General features: G+C 52.8%; 11 protein-coding genes. 5 read left to right on the top strand and 6 right to left on the bottom strand.

The window, feature by feature from the left end:
• Positions 1-16 precede the first annotated feature (16 nt).
• Positions 17-2,947 carry a glycoside hydrolase family 2 TIM barrel-domain containing protein gene (locus AAGJ81_06905; GenBank protein ID MEM0965859.1) on the top strand — a complete coding sequence of 977 codons (2,931 nt, stop codon included), beginning with the start codon at positions 17-19 and terminating at the stop codon, positions 2,945-2,947.
• Positions 2,948-3,272: 325 nt separating this feature from the next.
• Here AAGJ81_06905 and AAGJ81_06900 read toward each other — a convergent pair whose 3' ends face one another.
• The 6 genes from AAGJ81_06900 to AAGJ81_06875 all read right to left on the bottom strand — a co-directional run bounded on the left by AAGJ81_06900 (position 3,273) and on the right by AAGJ81_06875 (position 13,457).
• Positions 3,273-4,757, bottom strand: coding sequence for an MFS transporter (locus AAGJ81_06900; GenBank protein MEM0965858.1), 1,485 nt, complete (start codon positions 4,755-4,757; stop codon positions 3,273-3,275).
• A gap of 45 nt (positions 4,758-4,802) precedes the next feature.
• The gene (locus AAGJ81_06895; GenBank protein MEM0965857.1) at positions 4,803-7,253 is read right to left on the bottom strand and encodes a glycoside hydrolase family 2 TIM barrel-domain containing protein; all 2,451 of its coding nucleotides are present in this window, start codon (positions 7,251-7,253) and stop codon (positions 4,803-4,805) included.
• Positions 7,254-7,265: 12 nt separating this feature from the next.
• Positions 7,266-8,792: a sulfatase gene (locus AAGJ81_06890; GenBank protein ID MEM0965856.1), complete on the bottom strand. Its 1,527-nt coding sequence runs from the start codon at positions 8,790-8,792 to the stop codon at positions 7,266-7,268.
• 14 nt (positions 8,793-8,806) lie between these two features.
• The gene (locus AAGJ81_06885; protein MEM0965855.1) at positions 8,807-10,300 is read right to left on the bottom strand and encodes a sulfatase; all 1,494 of its coding nucleotides are present in this window, start codon (positions 10,298-10,300) and stop codon (positions 8,807-8,809) included.
• Entirely contained in the window at positions 10,242-12,293 is a 2,052-nt protein-coding gene (locus tag AAGJ81_06880) for a polysaccharide lyase family 8 super-sandwich domain-containing protein (protein ID MEM0965854.1), read from the bottom strand. Before AAGJ81_06880 ends, AAGJ81_06885 begins: the two co-directional genes overlap by 59 nt.
• Before the next feature lie 237 nt (positions 12,294-12,530).
• Entirely contained in the window at positions 12,531-13,457 is a 927-nt protein-coding gene (locus AAGJ81_06875; GenBank protein MEM0965853.1) for a hypothetical protein, read from the bottom strand.
• Between the two features lie 216 nt (positions 13,458-13,673).
• Between AAGJ81_06875 and AAGJ81_06870 the strand changes: the two genes are divergently transcribed.
• The 4 genes from AAGJ81_06870 to AAGJ81_06855 all read left to right on the top strand — a co-directional run bounded on the left by AAGJ81_06870 (position 13,674) and on the right by AAGJ81_06855 (position 25,647).
• Positions 13,674-15,527, top strand: a complete 1,854-nt coding sequence (locus tag AAGJ81_06870) for a right-handed parallel beta-helix repeat-containing protein (GenBank protein MEM0965852.1) — start codon at positions 13,674-13,676, stop codon at positions 15,525-15,527.
• 98 nt (positions 15,528-15,625) lie between these two features.
• Positions 15,626-20,023, top strand: coding sequence for a hypothetical protein (locus tag AAGJ81_06865; GenBank protein ID MEM0965851.1), 4,398 nt, complete (start codon positions 15,626-15,628; stop codon positions 20,021-20,023).
• A 57-nt stretch (positions 20,024-20,080) separates the two neighbouring features.
• Positions 20,081-23,800: a PQQ-binding-like beta-propeller repeat protein gene (locus AAGJ81_06860; protein MEM0965850.1), complete on the top strand. Its 3,720-nt coding sequence runs from the start codon at positions 20,081-20,083 to the stop codon at positions 23,798-23,800.
• Positions 23,801-24,165: 365 nt separating this feature from the next.
• Positions 24,166-25,647 carry a DUF1080 domain-containing protein gene (locus tag AAGJ81_06855; protein ID MEM0965849.1) on the top strand — a complete coding sequence of 494 codons (1,482 nt, stop codon included), beginning with the start codon at positions 24,166-24,168 and terminating at the stop codon, positions 25,645-25,647.
• The last annotated feature ends 4 nt before the right edge of the window (positions 25,648-25,651 follow it).

Below are 25,651 nucleotides of genomic sequence, written 5' to 3'. Positions count from 1 at the left end.
CCCCTGTTTTCGATCAATGAAAAAACTGTTCCTGCTCCTTCTCTCTTCTGGTTTTGCGGCTAGTTCCCTCTGCGGGCGCGAAATCGTCAATCTGGACTTCGATTGGAAGTTCAAGGCCGGCGAGGTCGTTGATGGGCAGAGCCCTTCCTTGAGCGACAGTGGTTGGCGCACCCTTAACGTGCCTCACGATTGGTCGATCGAGGGTGAGTATCGAGCAGATTCGCCGGACAAGGGAAGGGGAGGCTATCTCCCGGCTGGGGTTCTCTGGTATCGTAAGGTGATCGACGTTCCTGCTGATTGGATGGAGAAAAAGGTCTCGATCGAGTTCGACAGCGTCTACATGGACAGCACGGTTTGGATCAATGGCGTTGAGCTGGGAAACCGGCCCTACGGCTACATTACTTTCGCCTATGACCTAACTCCACACCTCAAGGAGGGCGAGAACCTCATCGCCATCCGGGTGGACAATACTCTCCAACCTTCGGGCCGCTGGTATACCGGCACGGGAGTCTTTGGGAGCATAGAGCTTCTCGTCACCGATTCCGTTCACGTGAAACGGGGAAGCATCTTCTTCCAGACGCTTGACGCGAATTCACTGGAGGCCACCGTGCAAGCAGAGTCCGAAGTCGTCGGCGATCTCGAGGCTGAGGTTTTTTACGAGTTAATTGCAGCGGATGGAACGATCGTCGCGACCGCCAAAGGTTCGGGGAAGCGGAAACTGACGGTTATCGAACCGCAACTTTGGGGAATCGATGATCCAAACCTTTACACCCTGAGAACTTCGGTGAAATCCGGTGGACGGCTCGTCGACCAGGTCGATACGACGGTTGGCATCCGCACCCTGACCTTTAACCGGGAAGTGGGCTTCGCCCTCAATGGAGTGTCGATGAAAATGAAAGGAGTCTGCGAGCACCACGACGGAGGTCCTGTTGGCGGCGCCTTCCCGGAAAAAATTCTTCGCGAGCGTCTCGAACTTCTCAAAGCGATGGGAACCAATGCTATTCGTACCTCCCATAACCCCCGCACAAAGGAGTTTTATGATCTTTGCGACGAATTGGGGATCATGGTCATGGACGAAATTTTCGACGGTTGGCATCGGAAGGCCGAAGAGGATTACGGTGGCCGCTTCTTCGACGAATGGTGGAAGATAGACGTGGAGGAATGGATACGGGCGAAACGGAATCATCCGAGTATCGTTATGTATTCAATCGGAAACGAAACGGGCGAAGACGATGTCCACGACATAACTGGCTATATCAAGAAATTTGATACGACCCGCCCGACCACCGGAGGGACAATTTTCGAGGGCGTCGACATCCCCGGCTACAACGGTCCAGGGGGAATGCCCGGCGCGATGCAGCGTTTCAATCAGGACAATCCCGAGGCGATCACAGTGCGGACTGAGGTGCCGCATACGCTCCAGACTCGCGGATTTTACCGGGTGCGCACTTGGTGGCGCAATCCCGACCGGCCCCGTAACGAGATCCCCGATTACGGCACCGAGCAGATTTTCTTTGACGGGCACCCCCGCTACAGCTCCAGCTACGACAACGCCGGGGTCCGCATCTCGGCCCGGACCAGTTGGCGGGAGACCCGCGATATGCCTTGGGTGATCGGTGAGTTCCGCTGGACGGGATTCGACTATCTCGGAGAAGCCTCTTTCGGCGGGGGCAAGTTTCCGGCCCGTATCTGGAACTTCGGAATCATCGATCTCGCGGGATTACCGAAGGATCATTTCTGGTTTTATCAAAGCCAGTGGACGGACGAGCCGATGGTGCACATTCTTCCCCATTGGACCCATCGCTTTCTGGATCCTGGAACCGTCGTGCCGATTGTCGCTTATTCCAACTGCGATGAGGTGGAGCTCTTTCTCAATGGAGAGTCTCTCGGCCGCAAAACGGAAGATCCCGAGTGGTTGGAGTTCGTCTGGCAGGTGCCTTACGTTCCCGGTGAGCTCAAGGCCGTAGGATACGACAATGGAGAGCCGGTGGCTCAAATGATTTGGCATACCGCGGGTTCACCGGTTGCGCTCCGTTTGGAAACCAACAACGATCATTTGAAAGCGGATCGTCTCGATACGGCGACGATCACTTACCAAGCCATTGATGCGGACGGAAGCAACGTGCCTTGGACGATGAACCGCGTCGACTTCAAGTTCGACGGTCCGATCAAGAATCTCGGGCTGGAAAACGGCGATCCCGTCGATGTCAATCCCCACCGGATCAACCACCGCAATTTATTCTACGGTTACGGGCGGGGCTTTTTCCAAGCGACCGATGACGATTCCCCGGTCTCGATCACCGCGGCGTCCATCTTGGGCGATACTCTTTTTGAGACCTCCGAGTCCGTGGCGATTGACGTGCAAACCGTTGCCTTGCGCGGGAGCCTCCCCGATGACCTCTACGAAATCCGCTATTCCTTGGACGGGAGCGATCCAGCTACTGGAGTCCTATATGAGGAGCCTTTCGTTCTCGACGATTCGACGATGGTCAAAGCGGTCGTGCTCCGCAACGGAGAGGAATACCTGCATCTCGAGCAACAGTTCTTGAAGGGCGAAAGGCCGATCGTTACCGATCCCCGCTGGAGGCCCGGTTACGATCCCTCCAACTACCCTTTCCGGATAGGAGAGGGCTACTACGAAGGCCCGCAGGATCCGGAAATCCTCGGTCTCTGGGAACGCGAGGGTGACTTCATTGAGTTTCGGCGGGACGGTGTCGTGTATGAGAATCCGAATACACCCGATGAAAGGCCTCTCGCTTTCTGGGTCTATGACTATCCGCTCGATCCCTTCGAGGCCGGCTTTGATGACGCTGGAAAGGGTCAGCTCAGTTGGGAACCTCTCCACACGATGAACACAGAGATCCGGATAACGAACCAAGACCTCGAAGAGTTGAAGATTTTCCGAAAAAGGAACAATCCCGAGATCTACACGCGAGTTGTCCAGTAGGTGCGAATGGGCCGATTCGCGGAGATCGAGACGATGTCCCTCCAGTTTTTTTGGTAAGAGGGACGTGGTTTCGAAACCGTCCGGATTCGCACCGGCGATGCCTTCTCAAGGGCATTTTTAACGGATTACGATCAAACCTTACTGAATTTGTTGTAAGTCATCTTTTCGGGCATGGGAGTCGTTGCTTCTCGGTTTGCGGCCCATGAGTATTTTGGCGGTATATTATTTTGTTGGGATAAGTTTATTACTCCGCTAGGTCGAAATCAAAATCGAAATCGCTATCGAGATCCGATTTCGATCCCGATTTGGATTTCGGAGTTCGTATTCAAGAGGAAGCTTTGTTCTCGTGGGACATCCAACTTCTTAGTCCGTAAAGGGCTATGACCACGAAACAGGCTGCCGGAAGCCAAAAAGAGGTGCGCACTCCATAATCGGTGATAATGACGCCTTGCATCTTTGTGAGTACAGCACCTCCGACGATGGACATAATCAGAAAGGCGGAGCCGATCTTGGCCTCTTCGATTTTCAGTCCTTTCAAAGCGATTCCGTAGATGGTGGGGAACATCAGCGACATACAGGCCGAGATCAGGACGAGTGAGATGAGGCCGATCTGGCCGGGAAGATAAATCGCCCCGAGGGTGAAACAGAATCCCCCAACGGCCGCGCAGAGTAACATGAGACTGGGACGAATGTAGCGCATGAGAAAAGTACTGATGAACCGGCTGCTCACGAAGAAAACCATCGCGATAATGTTGTATCCTTGGGCTTCAGAGAGGCTAAGGCCGACTTGCTCCATTCCGTAATGGATGATGAAGGTCCAGCACATGATCTGAGCACCGACATAGAATAACTGGGCGAAAACTCCTTCGACAAAGCGCGGACGTTTTACGAGTCGGGGGAGAATTTCACTGAAGGGTGCATCGTCCTCGCCGCTTTCGCTCTTGAACGCAGGCATTTTAGAGAAGGCGAATAGAGCAAAGAAGACTGCCACGACGGCTGCGATCACCATGTAAGGTCCACGGACGTTGGCTAAGTCGGTTTGTTGAATCTCCTCGAAGGCTTCGGGATCGTTGGATCTTACCGCCTTTAAAACATCCGGCATTGCGACATCAAGGGCTCCCGATGTGTTTTTGAAATCGGGTATTCCAGAGTCATAGAGAGTCACCGTGGCACCATCCTGAAGGATCACCAATTCTCCGCTGGTGTCGAGAGAGGCTCCTTCTGGCAGATCACCTTTATCGGTAATCAAATACTGGATCTGATCGGGATTTTGCTCTTTAAGCTTCTCGCGAACGTCGGTCACCATGAGGCTGGGGGCTAGAATGAGCGAGGCAACGGACATGCCGATTAATGATCCGATTGGGTTGAAGGACTGAGCGAGGTTCAGGCGTTGGGTCGCCGTTTCCTCAGGTCCCATGGCGAGAATGTAGGGGTTACAAGCGGTTTCCAGGAAGGCCAAGCCGTAAGTTATGACGTAAGAGGCGATACAAAAGAGTACGAAGCTGGCCGCCAGGCTTGCCGGAATGGTGATTAGTGCACCGCAACTGTAAAGGGCTAGTCCGAGCATGATGGCGGCTTTATAGGAGAACCTTCGAATGAAGAAGACTGCTGGGAGAGCCATACAGAAATAGCCCGTGTAGAAGGCAAACTGTAGCCAGGAAGCCTGGGCGGTTGTGATGATAAAGACCTGCTCGAAAACTTTAACGAGAGGATTGGTAAAATCATTGGCAAAGCCCCAAAGCGAAAAGCAGCAGGTGGTCAGAATGAAAGAAAGCAGGTAATGGCGAGGGACTACGGGGGGGGTTGTCATATTTCAGAGGCTAAAAAGCTGAGCTTGATTTCGGGCAAAAGAGTTTTACAGGGACTGTGTTGATACAAGGTTGATCGTTTCCGATAGCAGCTTGTCACTGGTGACTTTGAGCTCGATTTCACCGGCGTCTTTTGTCGATTGGACAAGGATTACAAGCTTGCCGCTAAACAGCTTCATGGTGGGTTCGTGAAAGAGTTCGAGGGAAGTTGCATCTCCGTTGCAGGCTGCCCGGTAGCTTCCAGCACCGGTGACTTCAAAATGCAGCCGGTTGGTAGCAGTGGGGCAGGGCCGGCCGTTCCTGTCGACAACACTGGCGGTGATAAATGAAACATCTTCACCGTCGGCCTTAAGGGTAGTGCGGTCGGCTTCGAGAACGATCTGATGGGGTTCTCCAGCCGTGAAGACGGTTTTCTCCATCGCTGGTCGGCCGTTTTCGTCGAGGGCCACTACGCGAATTTCCCCCGGCTCGTAAACTACATCCATCCACATGAGGCGATAGCGGTGTAGGGGTGTGGAGCGGTACTTCTTTTTAACACCCATACTCTTGCCATTGATGAAAAGCTCGGCGCTTTCATAGCTGGTGTAAGCAAAGATCGGCGTTGTTTCTCCCTCGCGGCCTTCCCAGTTCCAGTGAGGGAGTACGTGGAGGGTCGGTGATTCTTTATTCCAGCGACTGCGGTATAGGTAGTAGCGGTCTTTAGGGATTCCGGCGAGGTCGCAAATCCCGAAGTAGGAGCTGCGTGAGGGCCACATTTGATCGTATGGCGTCGGCTCACCAAGATAATCGAAGCCAGTCCAGACGAATTCTCCGATGACCCACTCTTTGTCGTCTTGCATAACGAAATCATCATCGGGCAGGTTGGACCAGTTGCAGTATTCGAGGTCATAGGAAGAGCATTGGCGGTCCGGGTAGGTCTTCATTTTGAATTTCTCGACGGGGAACTTGTAAATACCACGCGAGCTGACGGTTGAGCCTGTCTCGGAGCCGAGAAGGAAGCCCTGTGGAAAGCGCTCGTAGGCTTCCTCGTAAAGATGGAGCCGGTAATTCAAGCCGGGGACATCCATGATCGCCCCAAATCCGTTTTCCATGACGGCGGCGACTTGATCCATTCCAACGGTGACCATGCGTGTTGGGTCTTCGCGATGAAAGATATCCTGAAGGCGTTTGGCGTTTTTTACCCCGTCACTGGTATGCTGATCGGGCACTTCATTACCAGAACTCCAGAGAATGATGCAGGGGTGATTACGCGTCGCGCGGACGAGGTTGACAATGTCTTTCTCAACATCCGTCGCGAAGTATCGATGGTAGCCATTTTGGACTTTTGGCCTTTCCCATTCATCGAAGCTTTCGGCGATAAAGAGCATGCCCATCTCATCGCAGAGCTCTAGTTGCTCAATGGAGGGCATATTATGGGCGCTTCGGATCGCGTCAGCACCCATTTCCTTCATGATGAGGATTTGGCGGCGCAGAGCGGCGGTGTTGATCGCGGCTCCGAGCGGGCCGAGGTCATGATGCAGGCAGACGCCCTTGAACTTGCGAACCTCTCCGTTGAGGCTGAACCCTTTTCCGGGCTCAAAGGAAAAAGTGCGAACGCCGAAAGTGGTGGTTAGTTCGTCGCGTAGATCGTCTCCCTGATAGATTCGGGATACAGCGCGGTAGAGGTAGGGGGTTTCAGGACTCCAAAGCCGCGGGTTTGGGAGGTGGATGTTCTGGTCAAATTCGTTGCCGAAGGGTGCTTCCGCTTCGTGACTGACGAGGAGATTCCCATTGGAGTCGAGTATATCGGTCACCAGCCGGAGGTTTTGGCCAGAGACTTGGGTCTTTACATTTACTTTTGCGAGTTCATCAGAGACTAGCGGGGTGGTGATGAATTGCCCCCATTGATCGATGCTCTCGGCATTTTTTACGATGATCCGGACCTTGCGAAAGAGTCCAGCCCCCGGATACCAACGGGAAGCTTGCTCCCGGTTCGTCAGGTGGACCGCAAGGGTATTGTCACCTTTGCCGTTAATAAAATCGGTAATGTCGAAGTAGAAGTAAGAGTATCCATAGTTCCACTCGCCGACTTTCCTTCCGTTGAGGTAAACTTTGGGTTCGGCCATGGCTCCGTCGAAAAGAATCAGGACTTTTTGGCCTTCGACGAAATTTGGTAATTCGAAAGTCTTGCGATACCAGCCCTCACCGACATGAGGTAAGGCACCTGTACGTCCGGTCTTGTCCGTTGGCTTTCTCTCCATATTTTGGGTGATGCGGACGATCTGCCGGTCGTTGTTCTTATCAAATGGCCCGCGGATGGCCCAGTCATGAGGCACGGATACACTTTCCCAAGTTGAATCATCGAAACCGATTTTTTCACCATCCGGCTGGGGGCCAAATTTGAACTTCCAGCCCTCCTTGAGAGTGATGACGTCGCGTGGTGATTCTTCGGCTTTGGCCGGAGAGAGGATGGCCGCTGCGAGTATGCAGCCTGACAAAAAAAGAGTATGTGTATTCATCCAATCAGAGCTTCAGTTTTTCTTCGGTGCGTTTAGGTATTCCTTCCAGGCTTGTGTCTGCATGAGTTCGCCTGCTTCGAGTCTCTCCCATAATTCGGGGGCTTTCTCTTTGACGGCCTGGCGGACGCGGACGGAGCGCAGGCCGGCTTCCGGTTCCCGTTGACCGAGATCCTCCAGGCCGAAGTCCTGATACTGTGATCGCCAGTCCTGTTCATAGGCTCTCATCTGCTCAAGGGTTTCGCGGTAAGCGGGATCTTCGGCCAGATTGACCATCTCGTTTGGATCGATCTCGAGATCGTAGAGTTCTTCGACAGGTTTTGTCTCATGAAAGAAGGTCATTTCGGGGTCTGTCAGCTTGCCCCCGGCTTTCAACTGCCGCATGACGTGGAGGGAGGGGCGGTTCAATTCGAGGTAGGCATGATCGGTATCCCAAGGCACTTCGGGCATGAGATTGAGGATGTACTTGTAGCGGTTTGTGGTGATGCTGCGGGAGGCTTCGTCTATCTCATCCCAAATGTCGCGTGCTGAACGCACGTAGGTCCGGTATTCCGGTTCGTCCACTCCCATGAAGGGGCGTGCGGTCATGTAGTCGGGGAGGGGGATGCCTGCGAGTTGTAGGATCGTCGCCGAGATATCGGTGGTGCTAACCAGTTCTTCGACGACCGTTCCACCCTGAAAATGATCCGGTGCCCAAATGATCATGGGGATGTGGATGCCGGGCTGGTGGAGGAATCCTTTTCCACGGAGATTGCAGCGGCCATTATCGGCGATGAAGATAATGATGGTGTTCTGCTCGATTCCCTCATCTTTCAAGCGTTGAAGAATCAGCCCGACCTCGTTATCCATGAACTCGATGGTGTCTAGGTAGGCTGCCCAATCGTAGCGGGTCTCCGGGGTGTCGGCCATGTAGGGAGGGAGCTCGATTTCGTCGAGAGAAACGGGGTTCTCCGAAGCTTCACGGACGGATTTCCACCAGTCTCCGCGATGGGTGATCTTGAGTTGGATCTGGTTGAAAAAGGGTTGGTCCGCTTGGGTGAAGTCGCCGATTTTGTCGAAGAGTCCGAATTCGGTAATGCCGTCGTAATCTCCGGTTGGCTCGTGGCGGAAATTGCAATCGATCTTCGTCCCCCGGTCGAAGACGAGATCACTGCCAAGAATGCAGGTGTATCCGGCTTGGCGAAGCCAGTAGGTGATCGGCTTGTAAGGCTCCGGAAGAGGGGTTTCGCGGTTGCTGCGGTGGTGCTGCGCGTTGATGCGGCTGGGATGAACTCCGACCATCATCCCGGATCGATTCGGCGAACAAATCGGGTTTTCACAATAGGCTCGGGTAAACAAGGCCCCTTCGTCGGCGAGTTTGTTTAGGTTTGGCGTTTGGACGCCGGCGGTTCCGTAGGTTTCGAGATCGGTGCCGATATCCTCCGTCATGAGCCAAATGATATTCGGATGCTCGGGCGGGGAGGGTGAAGCGGTTTCGGCGGCAAGAAATGACGAGGTGATGCCAAGGATCGCGGCGATGGCGGTTCGAGTGGTTTTTCTCATGTTTTCCCGGTCGATCAAAGGTTGACTCCCGTACCTTGGAGCGAGATGTCGTTGTCCCAAAGGATGAGCCACGGGTCGCGGGTCTCTTTTTGGAAGTCTTTTAGTTTGTTTTTCAGTTCGTCGAGCTTCGTCGAATACGCGGGGTCGGTGGCGAGGTTGACCAACTCGTCTGGATCGTCGGCCAGATCGTAGAGTTCGAATTCGGGACGGTAGAGGTAGTCTTCCACCTTGCGATTGCCAAAGTACTCCTTGCCCTTGCGATGGACTTCCTGCCAAGTCGAGGCCGCCCACAGATCGGAGGCGAAGGGGTAGGGAAGCCCGTGGGCGAGGTTCCAGATCAATTTGTAATCGCCGGAGCGGACCACCCGCATCGGGTAATACATGGTCAGTTCGTGAAAGTTGTGGGAGGCGTACATTTCATCCCGGGATTCGTCCGGTTCCTTCCCTTCGAGGATCGGCAGGAACGAGCGGCCGTGGAAAGAGGCGGGGTCGAACTCCACTCCGGCGAAGTCGAGGTTGGTGGGCGTCAGGTCGGCCCAAGTAATCATGGCCTCGCTGACCTCTCCCTGACGATCGCCCCTGGGATCCTTGACGATAAAGGGCAAGCGGATGCCGGGCTCATAGACGGTGGTCTTTGCGCCGGGGAATGCGACCCCGTTATCCGAAAGGTAGAAGATCACGGTGTTGTCCGCTTTTCCGGACGCTTCGAGGATCGCTAGTAGTTTGCCAAAGCCTTGGTCGATCCGGGACACGGATTGGTAGTATTGGGCGATTTCGAGACGTGATTCGGAACTATCGGGGAGAAAGGCGGGGACGAGGACTGCCGCGGGATCGTAGCGTACCTGGGTTTCGCCCGGATAAGGTTCGGGACGGTTTCCAAAGTTGTTCGGTTGGTCCCATTCTTCGGGGGTAAAGGGGTGGCCGCGGTGAGGGTCGTCAGGACAGAAATAGAGAAAGAACGGTTTGTCCTGCAAGATGACTTCTTCGCAGGCCTCGGCCATTTCGATGGTGCTACGGGGATCGGCTTTGAGAACGAGGTCGAAGCGATAGACGGATTCCGGGGCGAGGTGGTACTTACCGATACGGGCGGTCAAATAGCCGGCCTTTTCGAGGAGAACCGGAAGGGACTGGACGTCGTCGAAGGTGCGGAAGTGATGATAGTCGTGGACGTGTCCGTAGGATCCGGTGGCATGGCCGAATTTGCCGGTGAGGATAACCGAGCGGCTGGCGGCGCAACTGGCGCTCGTGCAGTAGGCGTTCGTGAAAAGGGTTCCCTCGGAGGCGAGCCTGTCGAGGTTCGGGGTCTGGATCACCGGATTGCCGTAGGCACCGAGGGCATCGGTCCCGTGGTCGTCCGAGACGAAGAGGATGATGTTGGGACTCTCCTGCCGGGCGGAGAGCTGAAGGCAAAGAAGAAAGAAAATGGAAAGGAATCGAGCAAGCATCGGATTAGAGAGTGATTTCGACTTGTTGGCCTGCGTATCCTCCCCGTGGAAGGGTGACTGCATGTTCGACCGAGTCGACGGTGACATCCAACTCTTCGAGGGTCTGGGTGGGGTCGGCCACGATCAGCTGATCTTCCCGGAGGATCATCATGCAGGGTTGGTCGCTGGAGAGGGTGGATCCCGATTCGGTCTTGAGTTGGCGGGGCGAATAGAAAACGGCCATTACGGCGTCCGCGGTCTCGATCGCTTGCAGATCCGGTGTATTCGCAAGGATAACATAGGGTGCGTCGGCGACGAGCGTCTCCAGATTGGCGGCAGTGGTCTTGGAGTAGATCGCGTAGGCATAGGATTCTTCCTCCGGATTTTTACCGTGGTCGAACCAGAGGGAAAACACGTCGCCCGTTCGAGGCTCGCTCGAGAACGTCGGGTAGAGGTCGAGCCAGTCTCCCGATTTCGACCCGCTCTCAAGCTTGGCTTCGTCGTGGAAATAGTAACCGATGTCGTCGTGATGAATCCACGAATCGGCGGGAATCTCCAGGACCGTGCCAGTCTTCACGATTCCATTTTCGCTTTCGACATCACCCTTGAGCCAGGATTGTTGGACGGTGGTATAAACGTTGTCGAGAGAGGGGCCGGTGATCCCGGAGCCGAGGCATAGGATCGAGTTTTCGAGAAAGAACCAGGATTTCCGCGCGAGGAGTCCTTCCCATTCGTAGGTCATCGTCGCAAGGCCTTCTTTGCCGTTGTTGATGGTTCCCACGAATTCATGGCCGAGATCCACCGCATGCTGGTTATAGCCCTTTGGAGTCAAGTCTTCGATGCCTTGGTCGGTGGTCGTTCCCGGCAAGCGGTGCCAGTCCCAGATCGGTTGAATGTCCAAGTATTCGTCGCCTTCGATGTAGACGAGCAGGACACCGTCCGCCTGGTGCAGACCAAGGGCGTTTTGGCTGTTCACGTACTCTGCGGCGGCGGTTCGGTTGGAGGTCATGCGTACCGAGGCGAACCACTCCGGGCGACGGTGAACGGCATAGTCCGAATTCCAGAAGGAGCGGTGGCCGGTCACCTGGTTGGGCCAAGCCAGGGCTTTCTCGTAGTTTTCCCGGTTTTCGGCGTCGATGCCGTAGAGTCGCTCCATCGCGTTCCTGTATTCCTCGAATCGGAGTGCAGGAAAGCCCGGATTGAAGATCCGGCCCATCACGTTGAAGTCGATCCGGCCATTCCAAAGGGTCCATCCGGCTCCGTTTAGCAGATATCCCCGCAAAAGCTCCAGTTTGTCCGCGGGCATTTCGAAGCTCAGGTTTTCCGAGAGATACGCGAGCATCGAGGTCCACTTCGCGAAGGTCTTGCCGTAGACTCCGAATTGCAGCATGGGCCCGTGCTGTTGGAAAGACCAATCCGGCTGCAAACCCTCGATGTAGCCCTCGGTCTTGGCAATGACTCCGAGAATCAATTCTATGGCCTCCCGTTGTTTGGTCTCGTCTCCCCTAATGATGGCGGTCCGGAACTGGCTGCTCCCAGTCCAGACGCGATTTGAACCGGTCATGATGTTCGGGTCTCTAAGACGGTCTAAACTCCAGGTGGCCTGCTTGAGGAGGGAAGGCGATAAGTCTTCTCCGAGAAGGAAGAGACCGATGCTGATATATTCGGGTGCGTGCGCCCGGAACGAGGCCCAATTGGAGTTCTTGTATCTTCCGTCAAACCAGTGCTGGTAACCCGATTCGATCCCCTCCAGTAGATCCGGATCCTTGAAGAAAGATGAGTCCTTATTCGCATAGGTCGCAGCCATCGTCTGGAGGCGAGTCAGGTGCTCCAGAGCGGGCCATTTCGCCCGCCGCCCGCTTTCGTAATCAATACCCGCCCAGGTTCCGTCATCTCGTAAAGTATTCAAGTATTCTCGAGTGGAAAGGTCGTCGGAATAGGAGTTGTAGAGCCGAGCAAACCTCTCTCGGAGCGTTTGCAGTTCCTGTTCTTTGTCCGTTTGGGCGGTTGACGCGTTTGCTCCTTGGAGGGCAAAGAGAAGAATCAAATACCTGAGGATATGAAAGTGCGGTTGCATGCTGGGGTTGAGAGACCGGGGAACGGAACCAAAACCCATGATATCAAGAGCAACCCGGACTCGTTACCTATTCGTATGGGTAGGACAAGGGTCCCCGGTAGTCCGTTGAGTCTGGTTTTGATCCGTAACTGGTGGTGCTTTGGAGGTCCCAGTGAACGTCCAACTTCGAACGTTGAACATCCAACGTTGAAAGTTCTAGATTAAGAGTTGAGCGTTTAAAGTTTAACGTTCGCCATCTCATTCCCCTGCGGGCGCGATGCCCTCCACAAGGAGAACGGCATCCTGGTAGTCGCCGTTTTTGGCTTCCTCGAAGCAGATGAGATAGGCGTTTTTCAACTCTCTTCCAGCGATCTTGCCGACGGGGTAGACGCGTGCCGTGTGTTTGATCTTGGCACCCTTCGCTTTGCCGGGATAGGTGAGGGCGGCGAAGTGCTTTCCCGTGAAGTAGAAGCCGAAACGATCAGGGCATTCTGAAGCGGGTATCCGGTAATTAGCGGCACCGAGAAAAGAAGCTTCTTCGTTTTTGGCCGGAGGGTAAATCCTTTGATGGGCGTCGGGGACCAGGCGGGAGGAGTTGGCCATGTGCCCGAAGGTTTGGAGACTCTCGCCTCCGTCCACCGCGAACCCGATCTCCGCTTCGCCTTTGGGAGAATACCTAGCCAGTAAAGTCACGGAGATTTCGTCCGCGCCTTCGGCAACGCGAAACTCGCTCGCCGGGATGGAGTCGCCGATCGTCTCCGATTTGGTGTTGAGCATCAGTTGGGTGCCTCCGGGATCGAGCGAAATGCCGAAAACGGTAAGAATCGAATTCAGTGGAGGTTCATTCTTTCCTTCCAGCTTGTCCGTGGCGAGTCCGTGCAGCGAATACAAAGGCTCGTCGTCGCCCATGGTGACTACTTGGGCTACATAGATTCCTCTTCCTTGCGATGGCATGAAGTCAATAACCCTTCCACCCCCATCGATTTTCCTGATGCGAAAGGCATCCGCTTGGTCACCAATGATAATAAGATTTTCGCTCGATTCTTCGGCAATTGGATAGGACTGGGTCGTCATTTCGCCGACGCGGCTGAAGGCAATGTGAACTTCGGCAAAGACCGGTTTTTGAAAAGAGAGTCCAACGCTGAATGCAAAGACTAATAGCGAGGGGAAAGGCAGAATCTTCATCGGCAAAGTTGGGATCGTTGGGAGGTGAAGGTGTTCCGGCTGCTGAGCTAAATTGTCAATGGTTATCCGGTCTTCCTATTCACTTGGAGAGGTGGCTGTGGAAGAGGTCCCGCGGTACTATTCAGGGGTTAAACCCCGCGATCTGAGAGTCTGGTTTCTCTCCTCACAGTTCCCGTCCAAATTTGGCAGACTGGCTTTGCAGGCCGACGACTTTTCATGAAAATCCATACCTGCTTTCTGTTTTTCCTGAGTTTGGTCCCGACGGTTCATCAAGCGACCGTTATCGACGTCTCGGAGCACGGAGTTTTGCCTGGTCTTGACTCAACCTTTGCCCTGAATCGATTGATCGAAGGAATTGGGGGCCAATCGGGAGTCACACTTTTCTTTCCGAAGGGGATTTACGAGTTCCACCCCGAGAATGCGAGGGAGGAGCACCGGGCGGTTTCCAACCACGACAACGGGATCAAGCGGATGATTTTTCCGCTTTTCGGGTTCGAAGACATCACAATAGACGGTGACGGATCGCTCTTTCTCTTTCACGGAGTCGTCAGCCCGTTTGTGGTCGAGGAGAGCAGCGGAGTTGCCCTGAAGAACTTCACGGTGGATTTTGTGAGGACGTTCCACGACGAATTACCTATCGTCGAGATAGACGAAGACGAAGGAAGCTTTGTCGTGGAAATCGACCCGGATAGGTATCCCCATGTTATTCGGCATGGCAGTCTCTACTCCGACCGGGGATATGGCTGGGAAGTGCCTATGGGTTTCAACATCCTCTTCGACCCCGAAACGCGATCCCCTATCTTCAACACGAGGGACTACATCATCAACTTCAACCAGCCTCACCGCGTAGAGCGTCTGGAAGGAAACCGGGTAAGAGTCTTCGCCAAGTTGCGCAAGGATTTACCTCCGGTGGGAAGCGTTCTGATCAGTTACGGTGTCAACCCCCTGAGCCGCCTCGCTCCAGCCATTCACCTTAGCGGATCCAGCGACGTTACGGTCGAAGGAGTGACGATCCTCGCGGCCGGTGGCATGGGAATTATTGCCGAACGCACCGAAAACGTGACGGTAAGGGACTATGCCTTGACGTCCGGTGAGGGCCGCCTTGTCGCTACACGGGCCGACGCGACCCACTTCATCGGCTGCAAGGGAACCATCCTAGTCGAGAACTCTCTTTTCGAGCACATGTTGGACGATGCCATCAATGTCCACGGAGCGTATGTGAAGGTGGTAGAGCGGGTAGGCGATAACCAGTTTCTCTGTGAGATCAGTCATTTTCAGCAATGGGGACTCGTTTTTGCGGAACCGGGAGATCAGATCGCATTGCTGTCGCGCAAGACCATCTTGCCGTTTCATGAGTCAACGGTAACGGGTTTTGAGATCCTCAACGAACATCGCTTCCTACTCACTTTGGAAGATGTTCCGGACTCGCTTCCCGACGGTCCACTCTCGGTAGAAAATTTGACCTGGAATCCCGACGTGATTTTTCGGAACAACATCATCCGAGAGAACCGGGCCCGAGGCCTTCTTTTGACGAGCAAGGGGAAGATTCTTATCGAGAACAATATCATCTCTCCGCAGATGCACGGTATCCTCGTGGAAGGGGACAACAACAAATGGTACGAATCGGGAGCGGTTCAGGACCTAACGATCCGGGGCAACACCTTCATCAATGTCGGTTTCGAGGGAACGAAGCGATACCCGCTCTACATTGCGCCCCTGCTGAACGAGACCCAGCATCTAGGGGAAGGCCACTATCACCGGAACATCCGATTCGTGGACAACGAGATCATCAGCTTCAACGGCCACTTCGTTTTCGCTCTTTCGGTGGATGGCTTGGAGGTCTCCGACAATACCGTTTCTTTCAGCGACGACTACCCGGAGATGGACGACTATCCCTCGGTGGACTTGCGCTATTCCGAAAACGTGACGATTCGCGGAAACGACGCCTCCGGTTTCAACCGACCGCTCAGAATCGTTTCTTCAGCGGATTGCGATCAAATCAAAGTGAGTGACAACTCAGGATTCACTGATCTTCAAGAGACGGGCGTTTCGAACGTTAAAAACGATTGAAACAGGGTCGGGATATGTTGGGGGATAGAGTGGAAACTGTCGGAAGACTGTCATTCGGAATTCTCCAATTTCTGATCCTTTCGTCGGTGCTGTTTTCTATGAACAGCATCTCTTGGGGTGGATCGACCCTTCTAGGGGGATTTGATGATTCTTCTGGCGTCGTTAGGCAGGATGCCGCTGTTGCTGGTCTTGTTGATCTTCAGTTGAGCGGAAATCGATTGCGGAACTTTACCGGGTCAACGGATGGACTCTGGGGGAGTCAGGGCTTTGGGATCAATTCTGCTCTTTCAGGTGAACCCATCAATCAAAACTACGGTAACTTTACTCTGGTTGTGACCGTAGAGAATCATTCTGGTGATCCTATTGAGATGAGTCAGTTGCACTTCCAGTCCTTCAGGGACCACTGGAAGTCCTCAACGGATGTGGATATCAGCCTGGATGGAAGCACGAAGACTTTTTCACTCGGCGGCACAGGTTCATGGAACGCATTTGATATCGACATATCGGAAATTGATCCGGACACGATATTGGAGCCGGGAGTTAGCCGGACCTTCACTCTCGAGTTTAATGGGGCTCAGGGAAACCGAACTTTGATGGTCGACAACCTAGGGATCTCGGGAGTTACCGATTCCTTTTACGTCGTCCGATGGGGACTTCCCGGCGGCAAGCGAGACATCGTTTCGCAGAGTATTTCTAACTCTAATAAATTGGACGCAACATTTGACCCGGATCAGGCGGCAAGCCCGGTGCAAGGCAGCAATTACTTTCCGGACCCGTCTGGTTTTTCACCGAGGTTTTTTGGTGCTTCTTCTGTTGAGAACGAAGAAGCACTGATCGCGAACGATAATTCGGGAGACCGGATTCAAATGGAACGGGAGATCGAGCCGAATCAGACCTATGCTGCAATGATCGTATGGAAGGACTTTCTCAACCCAGCAAACAACATCGATACTTTTTCGATTAAGAAGGATGATAGCCACTGGACCGCTGAGATCTATTTTCGTTGGGTCATTCAGGTGAATTCCGGTGAATGGTATGCAAGTTTTCCGATTGCCGAGACCGGGAGTTTGGTCACCGATAAAGTGACTGTCCTTAACTGGTATCCGTTTGAGCCTTTTGCAGATGGAGAGGTGACCTTCGGCACAATGCCGGTTGAAGTGGATTTGTCGGAGGCGGTCGTCTTTGGATTCTACTTTGAAGCGGAGAACGGCGATGACTTTTCCAGGGATACCGGTCTTGCGGTAAGCTATTTTGCCGTAAGTGCTACCGAGGAACCGACCACTGTAGACAGTGGGGTAAAGAGCGTTGATACGGGGTACACGGTTTTGATCGTTCGCAACGCAGTGTTGGACGGCGAGAGTATCATCGTTGGTTCAAGCTACGAAGGAACTGTGGTAGCGTATGACTACGCAGGAAATTTCCTGTGGGAGAATCCTTTGGTTGGCTTGATGGCACGGGATATCTGGTGCGATGATCTGAACAGTGATGGGAACGATGAGATCCTTGTAGCTTTGGCCGATGGCAGTATCCGCTGTCTCGATGGAGTCACCGGGAATGAAAACTGGTCCTTTTTCTCTCCAGATGAAGCAAATCCGGGCCAGCCCAATGGGGTGCCGATGAAGGCTGTCTGCACCATCCGCGGTTCAACAGGTCTCTACATTGCCTGTGGAGGCTTTGATAAAAACCTTTATTGGCTCGATGCAGAGGGAAACCTTCTTTCGACGGTCCCGTCCTCCAGGTACTCTGACTTGGAGCCTTGGGGAGTTGCTTCCGAATATCTTGGCCGTGAAATCGGTGAAGCTCACACTCCTAACTTCCTTCGCCCGGTTCCACAGAGTGACGGAACAGACAAGCTATTGATGCTAGGGTATATTCAACAGCAGTTTCGGGGACGTTATTACCTTTTTGATCCGTTGGGAAGCTCCGGAACTCGTCCTTCCCCTGGCCTGGATTCGAAGATAAACGACTCGATCGGGGCTCTTGAGATTTCTGATCCTGATGGTGATGGCGCTTACAGCCTTTATGCGGGTGGCAACGCATTCAGTATTCGAGTAGAATCGATCGATCTTTCAACAGGCGTTTCGACATTTCATGAAGAAGACTTCAATAGACCCTTTAAAACCTATCGATTCTCGACTCTGACGGATGTCCCCAACGGAAGCGGATACAAAATGTTCATCCTCTGCGGAAATAAAGTTGTTCTTCGATCAGCGGATCTCTCGGACGACTTAGGGAGTGTTTTAATGCCGCACGCTCCTCACAGTATGTGGCACGATCGGGATAAGAATCGCATTCTTTTTGCCAGTGCCCAAAGCGGAGGTAGCTCGATCCATATTGTGGATCTTTCCATGCCTTACTGGAAGCAGGCTCTCAGGGATCTCGATCCTCCCGGAAAATTGAGATCAATGAAAGCGAACTACACCGATATTAGAGAGAAGGTGAGGGGCTTTGTTAGGCCAGCTTGGGAGCGACTTCCTGATCAGATGATCGAAGTTTCAGGTGGAGCAACCCATGAAACGGCAGTTGCCCTTCGTGAGAAGTATGGGACCGTAAATCCGCTTTTCATGACATTCGCCCACACCACGAATGTAGAACAGCAAGGGTGGAAAAATTCAGTCGAAACCACAACAGTAGAGCCGGTTGTTACACCAGCCAACGAACCGTATCTCCAACGATTCGACAATGGGATCACTTATGGACGCACTCGTCAGCAGCTTCTTGACCAGCATTGGCAACCAAAGATCGACGAATCCTTGTTTGGGCTAAGTTTTCGGGCAGGACACGGCAACGACCCCTACTATTACAATCCGGACACTTTGAAAGCCGCTATCGATGCGAGCTACGCTAAAGGTCCAAACCAAAAAACCGTTCTTTCTTGGGCGGAGGTGCAGGCTACGGGTAGTGAGATGAAATATCCGATTGATCGTTTGTTTCGCGAAATAGCTAACCATTTGTCGACGAGGAACGGGATGATGGCTTTCAATAACAAACACTTGTTTTGGGGAAGCACTGTTCACAGGGAAGTCTGGAGCGATTTTATTTCCGGAGAGTTCAAGGAGGTCTTTTCGACTTGTATGGAAGAAAGCACCTCCAAGACTGGTGAGTTGAGTCTTTCACACCGCCTTGGTCTGTGGGCGAGCGGTTGTTTCGATATCTGGGGAATGCGGACTACCCGGGACAACACCAGTTTTGACAGGACCCGGGAGATCGCTGCTCAGATTGTACCCAATCACTTTCTGAGGCACATGGTCTATCGTTTAGCTTACGGAGCACGCTACTCCCACAGCAGTTACTCTGATATGGATTACCAGAGTCTAGTGTGGGAGTTGGTCGCTTCGGGAGCCCTTTACCTTCCTCGCCGAGAAGAAATTGTTAGTTTCTCTCCGGTTCATTTCGGAGTGAAGAGCGAGCCGGATGAGCGGTATGTGAAGGGTAACGTAATTTCTAAATGGAGCACGTATTACGATGCAGCCGAACAGTCGGCAAACCCGATGGTGATCGGGCGCTTGGAAGGCTGCTGGGTTGGGGCAAGAAACACTGAATGGGATTTTTCAACGTTTGCTGCTGGGGTCTTGGATCGAAGGCAGAATTTTATTCCTCCTTATCCGCATGGAATGGTTCTCACTACTCCGGTTGAAAATGGTCTCTACGCATCCCGGGCAGACAGTCGTGAGAGGCTGCGATATAACCTTCATCCGCTTTATCGGAACCGAATGACGGAGATCATCACCGACGGCCGCAACTACATTGAAGCCGATGGATCCGCCACCTACGCTGCTAACAGTGCTTACTTTTACAGCACAGTAAGGCCAGCTGTTGAAAATGCTAAGAGTCTCCTTCCGATTTATCTTTCGGGTGACGAGGTCGGCTGGGTCTGTGCTCAGTCTGCGCCCAACCGCTTACGGTTAACTCTGGTAGATAGTGGCTACTTGAATCCTGGTGATCGTTTGGTGACTATCCATTTCAATACGGTGAAGCCGGTCGCTGTAACCGATTTGTTGAGTAATGAAAGCATCGCCATCAACGGAGACTCTTCTGCAGTATTGGTTCCACTGGGTATGTTCACTTTTCTTGATATCGAGTTGAGTGAGCCGTTCTTTCCAGACAACGAGTGGGGCCGGTACGCAAGTGACTATGGTTTGAGTGGGCTTTCGACCGCGGATGCTGACAAAGATGGTGTAGTCGATCTTGCCGAGTTCGCTTTCCAGGGTCATCCTTGGAACGCTCGGGACCGTGGCCATTCACCAAACTTCTCCTACAACTCTCTTCAAAAACGGTTTGCCTTGGATTTTGTTCGGTTGGATTCAGAAAGACTTGGAATCAATTACATTGCAGAGTGGACAGACGACTTGCGGAACGAAATTTGGAGCACAGACTGGTCCGACTTTAGCGCAGAGTCGATGGGTAGCGGTTCGCGGACTGAGATTTACGGTTTGGACGTCACTGATATGGATCAAGCGTTTTTCCGGATCAGAATCGAGATCCTCAATGATTGAGTCGCTGATTTATCTTCATTTGGAGAGTGTAGATCCGAGTCAGCGTGTCGGTAGTTCATGTCTGGCGTCTATCTAGTCCTAGCAGGATTGCTATCCGGCTTCTCGGTGCAACGAGCCTTTTCCGCTGAGTCAAACGACGGGGGAAACGCACTTCGGACTCATGAACTACTTGGAATTGAGGTGTCGAGTTCAGGGCTCTCGCCTTCTCTGTCGACCAAGACTGGTGCCCAGTTAGGGGATAGCACGAGGTTTGAAGGTGATGAAGCTTTTTCCGAGGAAGAGAATGCGGTGTTTGTGGTTCGATGGGGCGATCCGGATGGTGCGACCGATATCGTTTATTCAAGTGAGGCTGGTTTGAATACTCTTGAGACAACCTACGACTCAACCCGCATCGCAAACCCGCCACAGGGATACCTATACTACATGTATCCTGAAGGATTCTCCCCAGCGTTTTACGGGGCAACTTCGCACGAGAACGAGACAGTCACGGTTGTCGATAGCGGAAATGGTGACCAAATTCGTTTGCACAGAGAAACTAGCCCAAATGAGTCCTTCTCGGCTATGGTCGTTTGGAGTGATTTTCTCAATCCGATCGGAAACCTCGAGAGTTTTGCCATCAAGAAGGACGATAGCCATTGGACTGCAGAAATCCATTTCCGTTGGGTAGTAGAAATGGAGAGTGGGGAATGGTTTGCGAGTTCTCCCATCGAGGAGACTGGTAGTCTCGTTACCGATAAGGCGGTTTTCCTGAACTGGTACAGATTCACGCCATTTCGGAATGGCGAAGTTTCGTTTTCTGTCCTCCCGACGGAAATCTCTTTATCCGAGGTCGCAGGGGTAGGATATTACTTTGAATCAAAAAATAAAAGCGACCTCGAACGGGATACTGGTCTATCCGTCACTTACTTTGCGGTTACCTCAGCGGATGATGTGACAAACGAATCTGGAGGCGTTCAGAGTTTTGACACCGGTTACACGATACTCACGGTTCGCAATGCGATTCTAAACGGAGAAAGCATCATTATCGGAGCAAGCTATGAGGGCACGGTTGTTGCATTTGATTACGACGGAAATCTCCTTTGGGAGAACCCTCTTTCCGGTTTAATGGTGCGCGACGTCTGGTGTGATGATTTGAACGGGGACGGCGACGAGGAGATTCTGGTGGCGGTTGCGGATGGTAGTGTGCGGTGCCTTGAAGCAGCGACGGGCGATCAGATGTGGGAATTTTATTCTCCAGACGAGTCGAATCCGGTTGAACCCAACGAAGTGCCCATGAATGCGGTATGCACAGTCCGTGGCGAGGGAACCAAATACATTGCGTGCGGGGGATTCGACAGAAATATGTACTGGCTCGACGTTAACGGTAACCTTCTTGCAACTGTCGATTCTGCCTTCTACTCCGACTTGGAACCTTGGGGATCAGCTTCGGAATACATGGGCCGGAACGTAGGAAAAGCTCACACCCCGAATTTTCTTCGCCCCGTTCCCCAAGGAGATGGTACAGATCAACTCTGGATGCTCGGTTTCATCCAGCAACAGTTTCGTGGACGCTTTTATGTTTTTGAACCTTTGGGGGAATTCGGGATGGCACCGATACCTAGTCTCGAATCCGAAATTCAGGATTCGATTGGGGCCCTGGAATTTTCCGATCCGGATGGTGATGGAAACTACCATCTCTACATGGGTGGCAACTCCTTTTCAATTAAGGTTGAGTCGATCGATCTTTCCTCTGGGGTATCGACTGCACACGAAGAGCGTTTTATACGGCCATTTAAGACGTACCGCTACTCCACGATGACAGATATTCCCGGTGATGGCGACCATAGGATGTTTATTCTCTGTGGGAACAAGGTGATCGTGCGCTCCGCGGATTTATCAAACGAGTTGGGAAGCGTTGTGATGCCTCACTCGCCTAACGGTATGTGGAATGACCGGGATAAGGGTCGAATTCTCTTCGCCAGCGCTCAAAGCGGAGGCAGTGCAATCCACGTCGTTGATACAATGTCACCGTATTGGATGCAGAATCTCCGCGACTTGGATCCGCCGGGAAAGATGAGAAAGATGAAGGCGAACTATGCGGACATCCGCAAGCAGGTGAACGAGTTTGTTCGACCCAGTTGGGAGCGTGTTCCTCAGACCATTATTGAAGTGTCAGGAGGAGTGAATCACCCAACCTCGGTGGCCCTCCGGGAGAAGTATGGAACGGTCAATCCCTTTTTTATGACATTTGCCCACACTACAAATGTTGAGAAACAAGACTGGAAGGATTCTGTCGCGATTACGAAAGTCGAACCGATTGTCGAGCCTGTTCGAGAACCCTACCTCCACCGATATGACAATGGTATAAAGTACAATCGCACGCGGGAGGAACTACTTGCCGAGCACTGGCAGCCGAAGATCGACAGCTCACCCTTCGGATTGAGCTTCCGTGCTGGTCATGGCAACGACCCTTATTATTACAGCCCTGAGAGTTTGAAGGCCGCGATTGACGCGAGCTTTGAAAAGGACCGTGGCCGCACCACCGTTCTGTCATGGGCTGAGGTTCAGTCGACTAGCGACGATATGAAATACCCCATTGGGCGCTTGTTCCTGGATATAGCCGACTATCTTTCCACGCGAAGAGGAATTATGGCTTTCAACAACAAGCATCTCTTCTGGGGTAGCACGGTTCATTTGGAGGTATGGAGTGACTTTATCGCCGGAGATTTGAAGAACGTCTTTTCCTCTTGTATGGAAGAAAGCACCTCCAAAACGGGTGAGTTGAGTCTTTCACACCGCCTTGGTTTGTGGGCTAGTGGCTGCTTTAATTTTTGGGGCATGCGGACCACACGCGATAATACTAGTTTTGATCGGACTCGGGAGTCCGCGGCTCAAATCGTCCCCAATCACTTCCTTCGTCACATGATCTACCGGTTGGCTTACGGAGCACGTTATTCTCACAGTACCTATTCCGACATGGATTACCAGAGCTTGATCTGGGAGTTGATTGCTTCGGGAGCCCTGTATCTTCCTCGTCGAGAAGAGATTGTGAGCTTCTCTCCAGTTCACTTTGGTATCAAAAGCGAACCGGATGAGCGTTACATTGAGAGTAATGTTATCTCTAAGTGGTCGACTTACTATGATGCGGCTGAACAGGCGGAAAACCCGATGGTTGTTGGAAGACTGGAAGGATCATGGATTGGAGCTAGGAATACGGAGTGGGATTTTTCAAGTTTTGCAGCGGGTGTTTTGGATCGACGCCAGAATTTTATCCCACCCTATCCTCATGGAATGGTCCTAACCACCCCCGTTGAGAATGGAGTCTTTGCCTCTCCCGCAGACAACCGCTTACGTATCTGGAATAATCTCCATCCGCTTTATCGGGATATTTTAACCGAGTTTATTACGGACGGTCGGAACTATATCGAAAGTGATGGATCAGAGACCCATCCAGCAAACGGTGATTTCTTCTACGGTACGGTTCTTCCAGCGGTTGAGGAGGGTAAGAATCTTTTACCAGTTTCCCTATCGGGGGATGATGTAGGGTGGGTATGCGCCCAGTCAGCGGTTGATCGTTTTCGCCTTACGCTGATCGATAGCGGTTACCTCAATCCGGATGACCGGACTGTTACGGTTCACTTCAACACGGTGAAGCCTCTTTCAATGACTAACGTGCTCACCGGTAGGGAGTTCGAGATAAAGGAAAACACGTCAACCGTTACGGTGCCTTTAGGGATGTTTCTTCTTCTGGACATCCGTTTGGACCAACCATTCTACTACGGTACGGACCGGTCTTAAATGACCGAGCAGCCCTGATAAGCACCGTTTGCATCAGTTTTGCCACTCCAAAACCTGACAGGGCTGTTGTGGAAAAGTGCTGTTGGAAGAGTCCTCTGCAGGTGTTGACCGAGAAGCGAATTTAAGGCGCTTCTGACCCGAGAAATCTCTCAGTGGTGCTAGTGGGTGTCATGGAGTTTCTCTGCCTGGTATTCGCTTTACATCCGCTACCCATAACCATCAACCCCTCTGGAGTTCGGTGAACACTATTCATCTGGAGAGGAGGCGGATTTCGATAAGTATATTATGATCGCCGCGCTCTGCTCTCCCTAATCCTACCGACTCCATACCTTACGCTCTGTTCCCATTGTGCTTCGGACTTTTTTATGAGAAAGCAATCGTTTCTATTGGTGGGCGTCCTAGTCTTGTTTTCCAAAGGACTTCCCGCAAATGACTTGATTGAGGGCGATGTCCTTTCGAACTTTGCACCGGCCAAAGGATGGTTCACGGCTTCCACTACCAGCGCGGTTCCCGGTGAAACGGAGCTTTCGGCCGAACCCCATGACGGGCCCGGAGGGATTTTGATCAATGCAACGACAAAGAAGAAAAAACACTCCCACCTCCGAACGAAGGAAGAGTACGGCGATGTTTCGGTTCACTTGGACTTCATGATTCCCGAAGGCTCAAACTCCGGAGTCTACCTGATGGGCCGTTATGAAATTCAAGTATTTGACAGCTATGGTGTTGGGAATCCGCAACACAGTGATCTGGGTGGACTCTACCAAAGATGGGACGGGCGGAAACAGGGCAGGGACAGGGGTTACGATGGTGTAGCTCCACTCGTGAATGCCGCGAAACCAGCAGGTGAATGGCAGACACTGGAGATTGTTTTTCGCGCACCGCGCTTTGATTCGGATGGAAGCAAGACCGAAAACGCCCGCTTTGTATCCGTCCACCTCAATGATCAGCTGGTTCAGGAGGAAGTCGAAGCGACGGGTCCGACTCGGTCCCACCAGATAGAGGGTGAGAGCGCGACGGGACCGATTGTGATTCAGGGTGACCATGGACCGATTGCAATTCGCAGCTTGAAGGTCGAGAGCCTCGATTTACAGGAGGTGAGCTCGGTTGGATCTGAGTGGATTGACTTGTTTAACGGGGAGAATTTGGAGGGGTGGACTGCCTACCGCGGGAAAAAAGGCGACGGGTCGTCTCTTCCTCTGGATGATATTTTTCGTGTGATTGACGGAGCGATTCGTGTCTATGCCGATGCGCCCGAGTATTCGCGGCAGTTTAGCGCGAACTTATTGCACGATGGATTGTTCTCAGAATTTCACTTGCAAGTAGAGTATCGTTGGCTGGGTAAGAAGTTTATCCCCCGCAGCAAAGCCGACCGCGATGCGGGCATCCTTTTCCATATCTACGAGGAGCAAAGTCTAGTCTGGCCTTCCTCGGTTGAGATGCAACTGGGGGACGGAATCCCGGAAGAGAATGGTAAATATGTGACGGGCGATCTGTTTGTTTTGGGTCGAAATACCCGAACGAAGACCCCGATCCATGATGGGGTCTTTCAGGAAGGAGCCGAGCTGGAGGAACGAGGAAGGTTTAGTCCCGGGAAGAACCTCAGAGGCGTTACGCCGATCTATGCCGAAAACCCAATTGGCGAATGGAATCTTGCCGAAGTGGTCGTGCACGGAAGCGAGAAAGCGGAATTTTACCTGAACGGAACCTTGGTCAATCAGGTGTTCGATATGGAATTCCTTGATGCGGACGAGCAATGGAAGCCTCTCGGGTCTGGCCAAATCTCCGTTCAGGCCGAATGGGCAGATCTAGAGTATCGGGTCATCCGTCTCAAAGATCTCGGCGAGTGACCAT

The organism is Verrucomicrobiota bacterium (assembly GCA_038744685.1).
GTDB lineage: Bacteria > Verrucomicrobiota > Verrucomicrobiia > Opitutales > Puniceicoccaceae > Puniceicoccus.
Note: the sequence above shows the minus strand (reverse complement) of the source record. Positions and strands in the feature narration are given on the sequence as shown.